Origin of the sequence: Microbispora rosea (assembly GCF_044460045.1) — a bacterium.
Taxonomy (GTDB): domain Bacteria; phylum Actinomycetota; class Actinomycetes; order Streptosporangiales; family Streptosporangiaceae; genus Microbispora; species Microbispora rosea.
On sequence record NZ_JBITJO010000004.1, the window covers coordinates 578,075 to 593,630 of the forward strand.

The 15,556-nt window shown below is 70.6% G+C and carries 12 protein-coding genes; 5 read left to right on the forward strand and 7 right to left on the reverse strand.

Features of this window, described 5'->3' with window-relative positions; translation table 11 throughout:
• Positions 1-54: 54 nt before the first annotated feature.
• Both ACIBK1_RS19960 and ACIBK1_RS19965 read right to left on the reverse strand, forming a co-directional pair.
• On the reverse strand, positions 55-846 hold the full coding sequence (locus ACIBK1_RS19960; RefSeq protein ID WP_030509304.1) for an alpha/beta fold hydrolase: 792 nt from the start codon (positions 844-846) through the stop codon (positions 55-57).
• A 20-nt stretch (positions 847-866) separates the two neighbouring features.
• The gene (locus tag ACIBK1_RS19965) at positions 867-1,511 is read right to left on the reverse strand and encodes a dihydrofolate reductase family protein (protein ID WP_396736766.1); all 645 of its coding nucleotides are present in this window, start codon (positions 1,509-1,511) and stop codon (positions 867-869) included.
• A 98-nt stretch (positions 1,512-1,609) separates the two neighbouring features.
• Between ACIBK1_RS19965 and ACIBK1_RS19970 the strand changes: the two genes are divergently transcribed.
• From ACIBK1_RS19970 to ACIBK1_RS19980, 3 genes are read left to right on the forward strand one after another with little or no spacing between them, the layout of a single operon-like run.
• On the forward strand, positions 1,610-2,110 hold the full coding sequence (locus ACIBK1_RS19970; protein ID WP_396736769.1) for a winged helix-turn-helix transcriptional regulator: 501 nt from the start codon (positions 1,610-1,612) through the stop codon (positions 2,108-2,110).
• 25 nt (positions 2,111-2,135) lie between these two features.
• Entirely contained in the window at positions 2,136-2,393 is a 258-nt protein-coding gene (locus ACIBK1_RS19975) for a type II toxin-antitoxin system Phd/YefM family antitoxin (protein ID WP_396736772.1), read from the forward strand.
• Positions 2,394-2,395: 2 nt separating this feature from the next.
• Entirely contained in the window at positions 2,396-2,764 is a 369-nt protein-coding gene (locus tag ACIBK1_RS19980; protein WP_396737266.1) for a type II toxin-antitoxin system VapC family toxin, read from the forward strand.
• A gap of 70 nt (positions 2,765-2,834) precedes the next feature.
• On the opposite strand, the gene ACIBK1_RS19985 is transcribed toward ACIBK1_RS19980, so the two are convergent.
• The 3 genes from ACIBK1_RS19985 to ACIBK1_RS19995 all read right to left on the reverse strand — a co-directional run bounded on the left by ACIBK1_RS19985 (position 2,835) and on the right by ACIBK1_RS19995 (position 6,678).
• Entirely contained in the window at positions 2,835-4,760 is a 1,926-nt protein-coding gene (locus ACIBK1_RS19985; RefSeq protein ID WP_363527921.1) for an acetoacetate--CoA ligase, read from the reverse strand.
• A 62-nt stretch (positions 4,761-4,822) separates the two neighbouring features.
• Positions 4,823-5,698: a serine hydrolase gene (locus ACIBK1_RS19990; RefSeq protein WP_030509312.1), complete on the reverse strand. Its 876-nt coding sequence runs from the start codon at positions 5,696-5,698 to the stop codon at positions 4,823-4,825.
• Between the two features lie 32 nt (positions 5,699-5,730).
• Positions 5,731-6,678, reverse strand: a complete 948-nt coding sequence (locus tag ACIBK1_RS19995; RefSeq protein WP_030509313.1) for a LysR family transcriptional regulator — start codon at positions 6,676-6,678, stop codon at positions 5,731-5,733.
• A 108-nt stretch (positions 6,679-6,786) separates the two neighbouring features.
• Here ACIBK1_RS19995 and ACIBK1_RS20000 point away from each other — a divergent pair, with 108 nt between their 5' ends.
• On the forward strand, positions 6,787-8,334 hold the full coding sequence (locus tag ACIBK1_RS20000) for a penicillin-binding transpeptidase domain-containing protein (protein WP_030509314.1): 1,548 nt from the start codon (positions 6,787-6,789) through the stop codon (positions 8,332-8,334).
• 54 nt (positions 8,335-8,388) lie between these two features.
• Here ACIBK1_RS20000 and ACIBK1_RS20005 read toward each other — a convergent pair whose 3' ends face one another.
• Together ACIBK1_RS20005 and ACIBK1_RS20010 are read right to left on the reverse strand one after the other, a co-directional pair.
• Positions 8,389-9,951: an SMP-30/gluconolactonase/LRE family protein gene (locus ACIBK1_RS20005; RefSeq protein ID WP_396736777.1), complete on the reverse strand. Its 1,563-nt coding sequence runs from the start codon at positions 9,949-9,951 to the stop codon at positions 8,389-8,391.
• Positions 9,952-10,245: 294 nt separating this feature from the next.
• Positions 10,246-10,965, reverse strand: coding sequence for an HAD family hydrolase (locus ACIBK1_RS20010; RefSeq protein WP_030509316.1), 720 nt, complete (start codon positions 10,963-10,965; stop codon positions 10,246-10,248).
• 407 nt (positions 10,966-11,372) lie between these two features.
• On the opposite strand from ACIBK1_RS20010, the gene ACIBK1_RS20015 reads away from it, so the two are divergent.
• Positions 11,373-15,518 carry a LamG-like jellyroll fold domain-containing protein gene (locus tag ACIBK1_RS20015; RefSeq protein WP_396736780.1) on the forward strand — a complete coding sequence of 1,382 codons (4,146 nt, stop codon included), beginning with the start codon at positions 11,373-11,375 and terminating at the stop codon, positions 15,516-15,518.
• Positions 15,519-15,556 lie beyond the last annotated feature (38 nt).

Below are 15,556 nucleotides of genomic sequence, written 5' to 3' on the forward strand. Positions count from 1 at the left end.
GACGGTATCCGCCCGCTCCGACAATTTCCCAGCCTCGGATCCGGGCAGACCGCGTCAGCCGAGGAACTTCGCGAGGAGCTGCGCCAGCGCCGCCGGCCGCTGCAACACTCCGTGGTCCTCTCCGGGCATCACCTGCAGTTCGGCGCCGGGCACGGCCGCCGCGACGGCCTTCGTCCCCTCCGCCAGGTTCGGCGCGGTCTGGTCGCCGTAGACCGCCAGCACCGGCACGCCGATGGCGGCGAGCCGATCGAACGGCATCAGCTGCCAGGGCGCGCTGACCAGCACGTCGTACGGCAGGCTGGACGCCTTGTCGGCCAGGAACGCCCACTCGGCCCCGGCCTTCATCCCGGCGATCGCCTCGGCCGGCACCCCGACCGCCTCGTGGAGGAACAGCTCCACCGCGCCGTCGCGGTCACCGGCGGCGACCAGGGCCGTGAGCCGGTCGTAGATGTCGGCCGCCGGCCTCGGCTGGTTCTCGTCCGCGCAGTACGGCGGCTCGTAGACGGCCACCCGGTCGATCGGCAGCCCGCGCATGGCCCCCTCCAGCACGAGGATCGCGCCCGAGGAGTGGCCGAACGCCGAGGCCCTGCCGCCCACGTGCTCGATGACGGCCGCCAGGTCGTCGACCTCGTTGGCGACCCGGTAGTCGTCGCTCTTGTCGTCGCTGGCCACCCGGCCGCGCCGGTCGTAGGTCACGACGGTGAACGCCGGCGCGAGTTCGGCGCCGAGCCCGGCCACGGTGGAGCGGTCGTTGAACGCGCCGCCGACGAGGATCACCGGCGCGCCCTGGCCGATCGTGTCGACGGCGAGGGTCGTGCCGTCCTTCGAAGTGATGTTCTCGGTCATGTCCGTCAGCCTTTCAGGGTCTACCGTCGTGTGAAGGTCATGTGGGTGATGCCGCTCGGGGTGGTCACGGACTCGATCCCGAAGCGCTCCTCGAGCCCTTCGAGCCCGTCCCACAGGCGTTCGCCGCGGCCCAGGACGATCGGGACGACGGCGACGTGCATGTGGTCGACCAGGTCCGCGGCCAGGAACTGGCGGACGGTGCTCGGCCCGCCGCCGATCCGCACGTCGAGATCGCCCGCGGCCTCGCGCGCCTGCCGCAGCGCCTCCTCGGGGCCGCCGTCGACGAAGTGGAACGTGGTTCCCCCCTCCATCTCGATCGAGGGCCGGGGGTGATGGGTCAGGACGAAGACCGGCGTGTGGAACGGCGGGTTCGGCCCCCACCATCCGGTCCACTCGTGGTCCTCCCACGGGCCCCGCTGCGGCCCGAACTTGTTGCGGCCCATGATCTCCGCGCCGACGCCCTCGTTCCAGGTGCGGGCCACGGCGTCGTCGACCCCGGCGCCGCCGCCGGTCTTCCCCTGCATGGCGCGAAAGACCCGGGTGTCGAAGAACCACTCGTGGAGCCGTTCGCCGGCATGGCCGAACGGCTCGTCGAGGCTCTGCCCCTCGCCCGTGGCGAAGCCGTCCAGAGAGACGGCGAAGTTGTGGACTCTGACGCGAGACATTGCTGATCTCCTGTTTCCGGCCACTGCTTGCGGATTGCAACTACTGAGATTGAGCGTAAACTAGGTAGTGGCAAAACGCAATCAGTTGGAGGTCGGTCATGCGACACGAGCCGCGGTCGGGGTGCGCGATCAATGCGGCGGTGGAGGCCCTCGGCGACAGGTGGAGCCTCATCGTCCTGCGCGATGTGATCTTCGGCGGGCGGCGGCACTTCCGTGACCTGCTCGCCAACTCCGACGAGGGGATCGCGTCGAACATCCTCAGCAGCCGCCTCAAGGCGCTCGTCGCCGGTGGCCTGCTGACCCATGAGGACGCGGGGCGGGGACGGCGGGGGACCTACAGCCTCACCGAGGCGGGCATCCAGACGCTTCCGATCATGGTCGCGCTCGGCTCGTGGGGCCTGCGCCATCGGCCGACGACACCGGAGCTGACCATCCGGGCGCAGCTGCTGGAGGAGGGCGGCCCACCGCTGTGGGAGAACCTGATGGACGAGCTGCGCGAGGCGCACCTCGGCATCCCCCGTCCCGACCCCGGCCGCCCGCGCGCGTCCCGACTGCTCCAGGACGCGTACGAACGCGTCCTGGCGGCATCTACGGGCTAAGCTAACTTAGCTAAGGAGGTCGGTGATGTCAGAAGGCGCTACCGAGCAATACAACATCCACGAGGCGAAGACGAACTTGTCGCGCATCATCGACAGGGTCGAGCACGGCGAGGAGATCGTCATCAGCCGTGCCGGTCGTCCCGTGGCCAAGGTCATTCCCTTTCCGACCAAGGTGAGCCGCCGCGGCAGGGGCTCCCTGAAAGGGCAGCTTCACATGGCCGACGACTGGGACTCACCTGAGGTCAACGACACCATCGCGAGGGATTTCGGGTTGCTGCCGTGAGGATGCTTCTCGACACACACGTCGTCCTTTGGTGGCTGAGCGACGACCCGACGCTCGCCGACGAGATCAAGAGCATGATCGAGGAAGAGCCGGAGGTCTTTGTGAGCCCGGCCACTCTTTGGGAGGTGGCCATCAAGCAGAGCATCGGCAAGCTGGTCGCACCCGACGACCTCGTCGAACGAATCCGAGACAGCGAGTTCCGCGAACTGCCGATTCGCTTCGGCCACACCATCGAGGCAGGGAGGCTACCGCTCCTTCACCGCGATCCCTTCGACCGGCTGCTGATCGCTCAGGCCCGCCACGAAGGACTCTCCTTGGTCACCAGAGACGGCCAGATTCCCAAGTACGACGTCCATGTGCTGACAGTCTGAACGCGCCGCCGGGACTCAGACTCTATATAAGTGCACTTCTTATAGGTGCACTTATATAGACGGGCCGGCCTCACTGCTGCGGCGCGAAGTGGGTGAGGACCTCGGGGTTGGCCATGGCGTCGGGGTTGGCGGCCTTCTCGACCGGGGTGCCGAGCAGGATCTTCCGTACGGGGACCTCCAGCTTCTTGCCCGACAGCGTGCGCGGGATGCCGGGGACCACGTGGATCTCGTCGGGCACGTGCCGGGGCGACAGCTCGGTGCGCAGGGTCGTACGCAGGCGAGACGTCAGCTCGTCGGACAGGGACGCGCCGTCGGCCAGGGTGACGAACAGCAGCAGCCTGCCCTCCTGGCCGAGCTGCCCGGTGTCGATGACGAGGCTGTCGGCGATCTCCTCGAAGCGCTCCACGACGCGGTAGAACTCGCTGGTGCCCATCCGTACGCCGCCGCGGTTGAGGGTGGAGTCGGAGCGGCCGTAGATGACGCAGCCGCCGTCGGGCAGGATCTTGATCCAGTCGCCGTGCCTCCAGACACCCGGGTAGTCGGCGAAGTACGACTCCCGATAGCGGTCGCCCGAGGGGTCGTTCCAGAACATGACCGGCATGGACGGCATGGGCCGGGTGATGACGAGCTCCCCCACCTCGCCCACGATCGAGGCGCCCGCGGGGTCGAAGGACTCGACGGACGCGCCGAGGCAGCGGCACGGGATCACGCCGGCCCGGATCGGCAGCAGCGGCACCGCACCCACGAACCCGGTGCACACGTCGGTGCCGCCGGAGAACGAGCCGAGCTGCACGTCGGGCCGCACATCCGAGTAGACCCAGGCGAACCCCTCGGGCGGCAGCGGCGAGCCGGTCGAGCCGATCCCGCGCAGCCGGTCGAGCCCCTGCGGCTTCACCCCGGCCTTCATCGACGCCATGATGTACGGCGCGCCGGTGCCGAAGTACGTCACGCCCTCCTCGGCGGCGAGCCGCCACAGGGCGCCGGTGTCGGGGTGGGCCGCGCTGCCGTCGTACAGCAGGACGGTGGACCCCACCAGAAGGCCGCCGATGAGGTAGTTCCACATCATCCAGCCCGTGGTGGTGTACCAGAAGAACACATCGCCCTCGCCGAGGTCCTGGTGGAAGGACAGCGACTTGAGGTGCTCCAGCACGATGCCGCCGTGGCCGTGCACGATGGGCTTGGGCAGGCCGGTGGTGCCGGACGAGTACAGCACCCACAGGGGATGGCCGAAGGGCACCCGCTCGAACTCCAGCGGCGCGGTCTCGGCACGCAGGTCGTCCCAGCTCAGCGCGGTATCGGGGGCGTCATCGGGCGCGCCTTCGCGGAGCACTGGAATCCATACGGTGGCCTCCAGCGTCGGCAGCTTCCCGGCGATCTCGCGCACCACCGCCGACCGGTCGTACGCCTTGCCGCCGTAGCGGTAGCCGTCCACCGCGACCAGCACCTTCGGCTCGATCTGGGCGAAGCGGTCGGTCACGCTGGGCGCGCCGAAGTCGGGCGAGCAGGAGGACCAGATCGCCCCGAGCGAGGCGGTGGCCAGGAAGGCGATGAGGGCCTCGGGGATGTTCGGCACATAGGCGGCGACCCGGTCACCACGCCCGACACCCAGCCGCACGAGGCCCGCCCGGACCCGGGCGACCTCCTCGCGGAGCTCACCGAGCGAGTACTGCCAGCGGCTGCCCGATTCGTTGCGGAAAATCACCGCCGACCGGCCAGGGTGGCCGCGCAGCGCGTTCTCGGCGTAATTCAGGGCCGATCCCGCGAACCATTCGGCGTCCGGCATCGTTCCCTGGATGACGGGCCCGTCGCCACGCGTACCTACCACGCCGAAGTAGTCCCATATGGAGGTCCAGAAGTCGGCCGGAGACTCGACCGACCACTTCCAGACGTCCTCGTAGTCCCCGGTGCGGCCCAGTCGTTCCATGTAACGGGTGATCCGGGCCGCACGTACGACGTCGGGCGTGGGTTCCCAGAGCAGAGCGCCTTCCTCGACCATGTCCCCATCTTTGCCACGCTTGCGCCGCATGTCACCCTCCCCGCCCACATAGAAAGGGCCTGTCATATGTGGGTTCTGAGCTGGTCGATCGCCATCCGGGCGGCGGCTCCGATCGCGGCGTCGGCCCGCGGCTGATTCTGCGCGGTGCCGAACGACCGGGTGAACACGGCCACGGCGTAGCGCCCGCCGTCGGGATACTCGACCACCCCGACCTCGTTGCGCAGCGTGGGCAGCGTGCCCGTCTTGCCGCTCACCGCGACGTCGTCGAACGGGAAGCCAGAGGCCAGCCGGTGCGGCCACACCTGCAGTGCCATGAGGCGGCGGATCGCCGCACAGGAGGCCGCTCCCGCCGCCTCGTCCCGCCAGATCATGGCCAGCAGCCGGGTCATCTCGCGTGGCGTGCTCCGGTTGCCCACCGCCGGGTCGAGCGCGCTCAGCCGCGCCACCACCTCAGGGTCGGTGCACGCCTGGGTCACGGCCGACTGATCCGCCACGCCCGCGTCCACCCACAGGCTGGTGAGCATCTCGCGGCAGTTCTGCACCACTCGCGTCGCCGTCAGCCCGAGGCCGTCGAGCAGCGCGTTGACCGCCTCCCGGCCCACCCGGGCGAGCAGCACGTCGGCCGCGGTGTTGTCGCTCACCGCCATCATCAGGTAGGCCAGGTCGCGCAGCGACAGCGTGGCGTCGTCCAGCATCGCCGCCAGCCCGGTGCCCCCACCCGTACGGTCCGCGGCCGGCACGCCGACTCGTTCGGTGAGGTCGAACAGCCCGCGCTCGGCCTGGCGCTGCAGTTCCAGCAGCAGGGGCACCTTGAAGACCGACGCGAGCACCACCGGCTCGTCGGCCCGCAGGCCCACCTCGCGCCCGTCGTCGATGTCGACCGCGTGCAGCCACCCCGTGACGCCGGCGGACCGGAAGACGCGCTCCACGGGATTCATGCCGGGATTCACGCCTGGGTTCACGCCGGGTTTCATGCGAGGAACCCGGTCGCCGGGCGCGGCGTCACCCGCGGCGCGGGCGGCACGCCTTCGTCCACCATGCCGGCGCTCTCTTTCAGCACCTGTACGGCCACGGTCGTGAAGTCTCGCACGTACGGCCCCGGCTCGGTCCGCCAGGCAGGGGAGCAGCGCCAGGCCAGGGGCGCGCCCGCCAGGGGTCGCCACACGACGCCCGGCACCTCGGCGGGGGCGCCGAACGCGACGGCCGTTCCGGACAGGACCAGGCCGAGGGCGAACTCCAGGCGGTCGGTGCAGACGATCTCGGTGGGGACGAAGCCCCCCCGGCGGCACGAGGCCAGCGTGTCGTCGTACAGGCCGGGCTCGGCGTCCCGGGGGAACAGCACCAGGTCCCGCCCGGCCAGGTCGCCGAGGTGCACGGTCGCCCAGGCGGTCAGCTCGTCGTCCTCCGCCAGCAGGACACCCGGATGCCGGACGAGCACCGGCCCGTACGCGAGCCCGTTCGCGGCGACCGGATGCCGCAGCAGCCCGACGTCGAGCCTGCCCTCCAGCAACGCGCCGACCTGCGCGGCCGTGCCCATCTCGGTCAGCGACAGCCGTACGTCGGGACGGCGGTCGCGAAACCCCGCGATGAGCGCGGCGAGCACGGCCGCGCCCAGATCGGCGGGGACGCCCGCCCGCACGACCGCCGCGTCGCCGCGCGCGAGGTCGGACATGAGGTCGCGCATCCGCTCGACCCTGGCGACGATCTCACGGGCCTCGGGCACCAGCAGCCGTCCCGCCTCCGTGAGCGCCACCCGCCGGCTCGACCGCTCGAACAGGCGCACGCCCAGCTCCTCCTCCAGCCGCCTGATGCGCTGGCTCAGCGGCGGCTGCGCCATCCCCAGTCGCGCGGCCGCGTTCCCGAAATGCAGCTCTTCCGTCACAACCAGGAAGTAGCCGAGATGCCGGACCAAGTCCACGAGCTGGGAGCATATCCGAACCGCACATGAAGCACGTTGATATCCATATTGGACATTCTTCCGGCCGATCTGCTGCTCTTGGCGTGCACTCGACTCGAAGGGGGACGCATGCGAGAGCGAAGGCGCTGGCCGTACGTCACGGCGGCGGTGCTCGTGCCGGTGGTGGCCGCGGGGGTCACGGTGTGGGCGCTGCGGACGAAGGGATCACCCGAGGAGACCGCGCGGGACTTCCTCGCGGCGTGGTCACGTTCGGACTACGCGGCGATGCGCACGCTCGCCGCCGACCCGCCGGCCGGCTTCGAAAGCACCTATCGACGCTTCCACGACGACCTGAAGCTCACGGGGCAGCGATTCCAGGTCACGAACGTCCAGGACGACACGGTGCGGTTCCGGGCGCGGCTGACCGGCCCGCTGCCCATCGCGTACGACGGGAGGCTCCGCCTGGTCGAGCGCGACCGCGCCTGGAAGGTGGCATGGACCTCGACGGCCATCCACCCCCGGATGGGCGACGGTGTCCGGGCCAAGCTCACCACCGTGCCCGCCGAGCGCGCGCCGATCACCGACGCCGACGGCACCCGTATCGACACGCCGGACGCCCCCGGCTCCGTGCAGCAGATCGTCGAGGGGCTGCGCGAGCAGTACGCCTCCCGCCTGGCCGGCACCGCGTCCGCCCGGGCCGACCTGGTCGACACCCGTACGAACACGAAGGTCGCCACGCTGGCCGAGGGCGGGTCGAAGCCCGGCAAGCCGCTGCCGACCACCCTCGACCTGCGAGTGCACCAGGCGGGAGCGCAGGCCCTGGAGGGCGTGGACAAGCCCGCCTCGCTCGTCGCGCTGCGCCCGTCCACGGGCGAGGTCCTCGCGGTGGTCAACAAGCCGGGCGGCTACAACCGCGCCCTGCTCGGCACGTATCCGCCCGGCTCCACTTTCAAGATCGTGACCGCCTCGGCGCTGGTCGCCGGCGGCGTCACGCCCGGCCAGACCGTCGAGTGCCCGGCCGAGAAGACGATCGGCGGCTTCCCGTTCCACAACGCCGAATTCCACGACTACGGCACGCTGCGCTTCGTCGACGCCTTCGCCCACTCGTGCAACACGACGTTCGGCGACATGGCGGTCCGGCGCCTCGGCGCCGATCGCCTGTCCAAGGTGGCCGCCGACTTCGGTTTCGGCGCCAGCATCAAGATCGGGGTGCCCGCCGTGGACGCCGCCTTCCCCGCGCCGCATGACGACACCGACCTCGCGTCCGCGGCCATCGGCCAGGGGCGCGTCCTGGCCAGCCCGCTGAACATGGCCGCCGTCGCCGGCGCCATCGCCGCCGGCACCTGGCGGCAACCCCGGCTGGTCCCGGCCTCACTCGTCCCCGACGGCGGCACGCCGCCGCGCGCGCTGGAGCCCGCGGTCGTGTCCGCGCTGCGCCGCCTCATGCCCGCCGTCGTCAGCGAGGGCACCGCGAGCAGCGTCTCCTTCCCCGCCGGCACGGCCGGCAAGACCGGCACAGCCGAGTACGGCTCGGCCGAGGACGGCCAGAACCCTCCGACGCACTCGTGGTTCATCGGCTACAAGGGCGACCTGGCCTTCGCCGTCGTGGTCGAGGGCGGCGGCACCGGAGCGCAGGTGGCGGCCCCCGTCGCGGCCCGCTTCCTCAACGCGCTGTGACAACAAGGCACTGTGACACTAAGGCGCTGTGACGACGAGGCGCTGTGACGACGCTCAGTACGGCCAGCCGGGGACGTTCAGCCGCACGCGGTAGAGACCGAAGTTGCCGCTGTTCCCGCCGCGGGAGGGCGTTCCCGAGGTGATGTACAGCGTCCGGCCGTCGGGGCCCCCGAAGGCGACGTTGGTGGTGTTGAGCCCGGCGGAGATGGTGCCGAGCTGAACGCCGGACGGCGCGTACACGTGGACCTTGCCGTCGTTGAAGGACGCCTGGTAGAGGTTGCCGGCACAGTCGATGGTCGCGCCGTCCGAGCCGTTCAGGGACGCGAAGTCGGCGCGGGCGCCGACGCTGCCGTCGGGGTTGACGGGCCACTTGTAGATCCGGCCTGTGCCGTTGCCGCCGACGTAGAGCGTCTTGCCGTCGGGAGAGAGCACGACGCCGTTCGGCTCCCGGATGGTGTCGTCGATCAGCGAGACGACGCCGTTCTTGACCCGGAACACGCCGGTGCGGCCGGACATCTGGTCGGGCCGGTTGGCGCGCTGGAAGTCGGGGTCGGTGAAGTAGACGGTGCCGTCGGCGCCGACGGTGAGGTCATTGGGTGAGTTGAAGGCGCGGCCTTGATAGGAGGAGGCGACCACGCCGCGGGTCCGGTCGGGCAGGTGGAAGGAGGAGACGCTGCGCTGGTCGTGTGTCGCGGCCAGCAGCGTGCCGCCGTCCCGGCTGAGGGCCAGGCCGTTGCTGCCGGAGCCGGAGATGAAGGTCTCGAAGGTGTTCGGCTCGGTGAACCGCAGCACGTCCGCGGGCTGAACGCCTTCCGATCCCGTGCCGTCGCGCATGAGCGACAGCAGCAGGGTCTGGGTGGTGGCGTCCCAGACCGGGCCTTCCAGGAAGTTGAACCCGTCCCGGATCTTGGTGGCGGTCACCGACGATGACGGCAGCGGGTTGGGGTAGGTCGCGCCCGGCGTACACGGTCCGACGCCGGGGCGCGGCGTGCCCGGCGTGGGTGTGACGGTCGGACTCGGGCTCGGCGAGGGACTCGCGCTCGGCGTGGGACTCGGGCTCGGCGTGGGACTCGGGCTCGGCGTTGGAGTGGGGCTCGGGCTCGGCGAGGGACTCGGGCTCGGCGTTGGAGTGGGGCTCGGGCTCGGCGAGGGACTCGGGCTCGGCGAGGGACTCGGGCTCGGCGAGGGGCTGAGGGTTGCGGGGCCGCTGCACATGAAGCCGTTGAGCCAGAATGTGGCAGGCACGGGGTTGGCGCCGGTGAGGCTCGCGGTGAATCCCATGCCACTGACCGTGGCGTTGGTGGCGATGGAGCCGTTGTAGGACACGCTGGTCGCGGTCACGTGCGTGCCGGACTGCGTCCAGGTGGCGTTCCAGCCGGACGCGATCTTCTGACCGGACTCCGGGAAGTCGAACTCCAGCTTCCAGCCGCCGACAGGGTCGCCGAGATTGGTGATGGCCACGTCGCCCTGGAAGCCGCCGCCCCATTGGTTCACGATCGTGTAGGTCACCTTGCACCCGGCGGCGGCCGTGGCCGGCGTCGTCGTCATCGCGGCTCCACCGGCGACCAGCGCGGCGGCCAGTCCGGCGGCCGCGACGGTTGCGAGACTTCGTCTCATCAGGAGTCCTTTCGGGGACAGGAGCCAACCCGCACGCCACGCGGCGCACAGCCGGCCGCGCGTTCCGAAATTAAGCGAACGAGCAGGCGGTAGCGATCGGTCCCCCGGTGCGACGATCTCCGGGTAGGACGCGGCCGACGGTGCGGTGAACGATCGCGCGCCGCGCCTACGGCCGCCCCAGCCTGGGCGAACGCGCCCGCCCGCCCGACCGGCGAGCCGATCGGCGGCCGAAAGTATCCACGCCGCGGCGCTGAAACGTTCAGCCCGCGCCACCCGGTGCTCCCGAGTCCGGGGTCAGTGGGCCGTACGGTCGGCCGGAGTGGTCAGGCGGGCGACGGCCGCGACGACTTCGGAGGGGTTGGACAGGTCGGAGAGCACGATGTCCGCCCCCGCCTCGCGCAGCTCGGCGGCCGTGGACCGGCCCGACGCGACGCCGATCATGGCGGCGCCGCCGATCGTCGCCGCCTGGACGTCACGCGTGGAGTCGCCGATGAGGACCGTGTTGCCGGCGGTGAAGACGGCGCCGTGCCTGGCCTTGGCCCGCCCCTGCGCGACCTGCAGCAGGGTGGCCTTCGGGTAGACCTCCTCGCCGTAGCCGCCCACCTCGGCGTCGATCCACTTGTCCAGCCCGAACGCCTTGAGCTTGTGCACGGCGTTGCTCTTGATGGTGCCGGTGAGCACCGACTGGACGACGCCGTCGAGACGCGACACGGCCTTGAGCGCGTCCTTGGCGCCGGGCAGCGCACGGCCGTCCTTGGCCAGCCGCCCGCGCCGCTCCGCGAAGCAGACGGCCAGCGCGTCGAGGAATCTCGGCAGGTGGTGGTCCTCGACGGCGATGCCGTTGACGGCCAGGGTCTCGAAGACGATCTCCGAGTCGGGACGGCCCAGCGCCGGTGCGAGCTTCACCAGCGGTCGCCCTGTCACCATCCGGAACGCGTCCGCGTAGGCCTCGCGGGTGACGATGGCGACGTCGACGAGCGTCAGGTCGATGTTCCAGAGAACGAGGCGGTTGATCGCGGCCTCCGTGGGGGTGCGGTGTGGATCGTGCTCAGAGTACGGCCCACGCGGAGTGCCCGCTGTATCCACAACCGTCTTATAACCCCTCACAGGCGGGACGGCTTGCGAGGTACCGGCCGAAATGCGCCCGGGCGCTCTTCCCGGCGCCCGTTACCCCGAGAGCCGCCGTGGCCGGAACCCGGCCCATGCGGCATGTGGAGAGTCCGCAATTCCGCCGCGGATACAGCCCGAACCCGCTTTCCCTCGCACCCGAGGCGCGGAGATCGTAACCGTCCACCACCCCGCAAACAAGATATTGACAAGACATGTCACCGAAGGTTCTCTTAATGATCAGTAAACGTTTTTTGCACTTTCCGCGCGGTTCTTAGCTCTCGTCCCACCCTGTCCAGAATGAGGCGGACGTCGTGTACCGAAAGCTGGGTTCTACAGTGCTGGCCGCGGTCCTCGCGATCGGCCTGACCGTAACCGCCGAGGGCGAGAGCGCGGCGTACGCCGCTCCCCGCGCCGCCCAGGCCGATCCAGTACCGCCGGGAGAAGGAGCGCCGGAGGAAGGTGCGCCGACCGACGAGGCCGCCGGGCAGGCCGCCCGCGAGACCGGCCGCCCGGTCGAGGTGCTGGCCAAGCGCGGCGAGGACCGGGAGACCTACGCCAACCCCGACGGCACGTTCACCACGGTCGAGCATCTGCGCCCCGTGCGGGTGCGGGAGGGCGACTCCTGGGTCGCGCCCGACACGACGCTGGTCCGGCGGCCGGACGGCTCGATCGGGCCGCGCGCGAGCACCGTCGGGCTGTCGCTGTCGAGCGGCGGCGACGCGCCGCTGGCCCGCGTCGCCAGGGCCGGCCGCGAAATGTCGCTGAAGTGGCCCGGAGGGCTGCCGGAACCCGAACTGCAGGGCGACTCGGCCGTCTACCACGACGTCATGAAGGACGTGGACCTCGTCGTACGGGCCGACGTGGACGGCTTCTCCCACACCCTCGTCGTCAAGACCAGGGAGGCCGCCGCGAACGGCGCGCTGACCCGGCTCACGCTCGGCCTCGGCGGCCCGGGGCTGGGTGTGCGGACGAAGGACGGCGGCGCCGTCGAGGCGGTCGACGCCGCGGGCGGCGGAGCGCTCTTCGAGGCGCCCGCGGCGGTCATGTGGGACTCCGGCGCCCCGGCCCCCGCGCTGAAGGCGGCGACCTCGGCCCCGCTGGAGCGCGGCCCCTCCGACACCTCGAAGGTCGCCGGCCTGAGCGCGGCCGTGGAGGGCGGGAGCCTCACCCTCACCCCCGACCGGGCGCTGCTCGACGCGCCCGACACCCGCTATCCCGTCTACATCGACCCGGTGTGGAAGACGGTCAAGGCCTCGGCCTGGGCCTACGTGTCGCGCACCTACCCCAGCCAGTCGTACTACAAGTTCGGCGGCAAGGCCGACTCGGGCATGGGCCTGTGCTCGGGCGACTCCAAGTGCGCGCCGTCCGACGTCAAGCGCATCTTCTACCGCATGCCGACCAGCGCGTACGCCGGCAAATACATCATCTCGGCCGACTTCGTGGCCAAGGAGACCTGGTCGTACTCGTGCGACGGCCGCACCGTGCAGTTGTGGCGCACCAAGGGGTTCATCGAGAGCTCGACATGGAACTCCACCTCGGACAACTGGCTGGAGCACCTCGACACCCGTGACGTGGCCAAGGGCTGGTCGTCCAGCTGCCCCGCGGGCGACGTCGAGTTCGACGCGACCAAGGCCGTCAAGGACGCCTCGGCGGGCAAGTGGTCGACCACGACGTTCGGCCTGCGCGCGGGCTACGAGACCGACCCCGGGGGCTGGAAGCGCTTCGCCGACGACGCCTACCTGCGGGTCAACTACAACACCCCGCCGCCGCAGCCGAAGATGTCGAACCTGTCGATGAACCCCGGCGGCACCTGCGTCTACTCCCCCGCCCCCGCCGTACGCGTGCCCCCCACCATCTCGGCGGTCCTGCTCGACGCCGACTCCGCCGACGCCAAGAAGGTGTACGCCGAGTTCGGCGCGACCTGGGACGGCGCGCAGAAGTGGTCGTCGGGCAAGATCGGCCCGAAGACCACCGGCTCGACCTTCCAGGTCACGCTGCCGGCGTCGATACCCGAGAAGAAGACGATCAACTGGTACGTCCGCACCTGGGACGGCTACCAGTACAGCCCGTGGAGCTACGCGGGCGACGCCACCGCGTGCTACTTCACCTACGACAAGGGCGTGCCGGCCGCTCCCACGCTGTCGTCCACGGCCTACCCGCAGTCGGACCCGGAGAACGAGGCCGATCCCTGGTATGACGGCGTCGGCCGCTACGGCCGTTTCACCGCGGCCTCGTCGTCGTCCGACGTGGTCAAGTACTGGTTCGGCGTCAACTCCAACCCGACCTCCGCCAACGAGCGCAAGCCGTCCAGCGCGGGCGGGGCGGTGACCATCGACATCGCACCCGATCACGCCGGGCCGAACTACCTCACCGTGAAGGCGTTCGACGCGGCCGGCAACTCCAGCGAGATCGGGCGCTACGTGTTCCGCGTGAAGGCGGGCTCCCCGGCCAAGGCCCAGTGGGCCCTGGACGAGCCGATCGACTCCACCCAGGTGGCCGACGTCTCGGGCGCGTACCCGGCGACCGTGTACGGCGGGGTGACGCTCGGGGTGGACGGCATGTCGAAGACCGCCATGCAGACCAACGGCACCGACGGCTACGCCAAGACCGCCGGGCCGGTGCTCGACACGCGCAACGGCTACGCGGTGTCGGCCTGGGCGCGGCTGCCCGCCACCAAACCCACGCACGCCGGGATCATCGCCACGCAGATCGGCGCCCAGCGCAGCGGGTTCGAGCTGTACTACTCCTCCGGCTACGACCGGTGGATCTTCAACCGCTACAACAACGACACGACCGACGGCACGATCACCCGGGCGATCGGCACCGCCTCGCCCCAGGGCAGCGAGTGGACCCACCTCGTCGGCGTGTACGACCCGGTGGCCAAGAACATCAAGCTGTACGTCAACGGGCAGCTCCAGGCCACGACGGCCTACACGACCCCGTGGAACGCCACCGGCCCGGTGCAGATCGGCGCGGGCTGGTACGGCAAGCTCGACGCCTTCTTCCCCGGCGAGATCGACGACGTGCGGCTGTTCGACCGCATCGTCACGCCCGAGGAGGTCGGCAACCTGTTCACCCAGCATCCCGTGGTGGCCTCGCGCTGGAAGCTGAACGACTCCGCCTCCGCCGTACGGGCCGCCACCGCCTACTGGAAGATGGACGAGGCGGCCGGGGCCCCGCGCGCGGAGGAGGCGGGCGGCACCTACCCGGCCGGTCCGCAGGGCGGCGTCACGTTCGGCGCGGCGGGGCGGTTCGGCAAGGCCGTGCACCTCGACGGCACGACCGGTTATCTCAAGACCGGCGGCCCGGTCCTGCCCGACACCACCAAGAGCTTCTCGGTGTCGGCCTGGGCCAAGCTCCCGGCGACGAAACCGACCCACGCGGCGATCATCGCGACACAGGCCGGCTCCCGGCGCAGCGGGTTCGAGCTGTACTACTCCTCCAGCTACGACCGGTGGATCTTCAACCGCTACAACAACGACAACGACGACGACGTGATCACCCGGGCCCAGTCCACGGCCGTGCCCGAAGGCGGCGTCTGGACCCACCTCGCCGGTGTGTACGACGCGGCGAACAAGCAGATCAGGCTCTACGTCAACGGCAAGCTCAACTCCACGACGGCCTTCACCACGCCGTGGAAGGCCACCGGCCCGGTGCAGATCGGGGCCGGCTGGTACGGCACGCTGAAGTCCTACTTCCCCGGTGACATCGACGACGTGCGGCTGTACGACCAGATCATCAGCGACTCGGAGATCGCGACACTGGCCTCCGGCGCCTCGCTGACCATCGCCGCCGACGACGGCCCGTCCGGGCGCCACGTCACGCTGAACGGCAACGCCAGGATCGACCAGGGAGCCGGCTGGGTCGGAACCCCGCCGGGCGGCCTGGTGCTGGACGGCGACGGCGACTACGCCGCCACCTCCGTTCCGGCCGTCCGCACCGACGAGAGCTTCACGATCGCGGGCTGGGTGACGACCGCGGGACGGCCGTCCAGGGCCGCGGCGGTCTTCAGCCAGGAGGGCTCGGTCAACAGCGCGTTCACCCTGCGCTACCGGCCCGACCCGGCCGACCCGGCGAACGCGGGCGGCTACCAGATCGAGATGCCGGACAAGGACGCGACCGGCGCGGCCCGGCCGACCGCCGAGCATTCGGCCTTCCAGTCCGGCTTCGACTGGGATCACGTGGCGATCGTGTACGACGCCTTCCAGGACGAGATGCGGCTCTACGTGAACGGCGAGCTGGAACAGGTCGAGGACACGGTGTCCTGGCGCCACAACGTGATCGGCTTCAACGCGGGCAAGGGGCTCCAGCTCGGCCGCACCAAGGCGGACGGCGCATGGGGCGAGTACTGGCCCGGCGTGATCGACGACGTGTGGGCCATCCAGGGGATCGCGACCGAGGAACAGATCCAGATGCTGGCCGGCGGCACCGAGCTGGCCACGGACACCGGCCTGTAAGCGAACTCGAAGCAGCCCCGGCCGCCGCGCGGCGGCCG

Bases quoted from the DNA above. Each gene is read 5' to 3' on its own strand.
- ACIBK1_RS19960 (WP_030509304.1), bottom strand. From the start codon at position 846: ATGACCGAGAACATCACTTCGAAGGACGGCACGACCCTCGCCGTCGAC.
- ACIBK1_RS19965 (WP_396736766.1), bottom strand. From the start codon at position 1,511: ATGTCTCGCGTCAGAGTCCACAACTTCGCCGTCTCTCTGGACGGCTTC.
- ACIBK1_RS19970 (WP_396736769.1), top strand. From the start codon at position 1,610: ATGCGACACGAGCCGCGGTCGGGGTGCGCGATCAATGCGGCGGTGGAG.
- ACIBK1_RS19975 (WP_396736772.1), top strand. From the start codon at position 2,136: ATGTCAGAAGGCGCTACCGAGCAATACAACATCCACGAGGCGAAGACG.
- ACIBK1_RS19980 (WP_396737266.1), top strand. From the start codon at position 2,396: ATGCTTCTCGACACACACGTCGTCCTTTGGTGGCTGAGCGACGACCCG.
- ACIBK1_RS19985 (WP_363527921.1), bottom strand. From the start codon at position 4,760: ATGGTCGAGGAAGGCGCTCTGCTCTGGGAACCCACGCCCGACGTCGTA.
- ACIBK1_RS19990 (WP_030509312.1), bottom strand. From the start codon at position 5,698: ATGAATCCCGTGGAGCGCGTCTTCCGGTCCGCCGGCGTCACGGGGTGG.
- ACIBK1_RS20000 (WP_030509314.1), top strand. From the start codon at position 6,787: ATGCGAGAGCGAAGGCGCTGGCCGTACGTCACGGCGGCGGTGCTCGTG.
- ACIBK1_RS20005 (WP_396736777.1), bottom strand. From the start codon at position 9,951: ATGAGACGAAGTCTCGCAACCGTCGCGGCCGCCGGACTGGCCGCCGCG.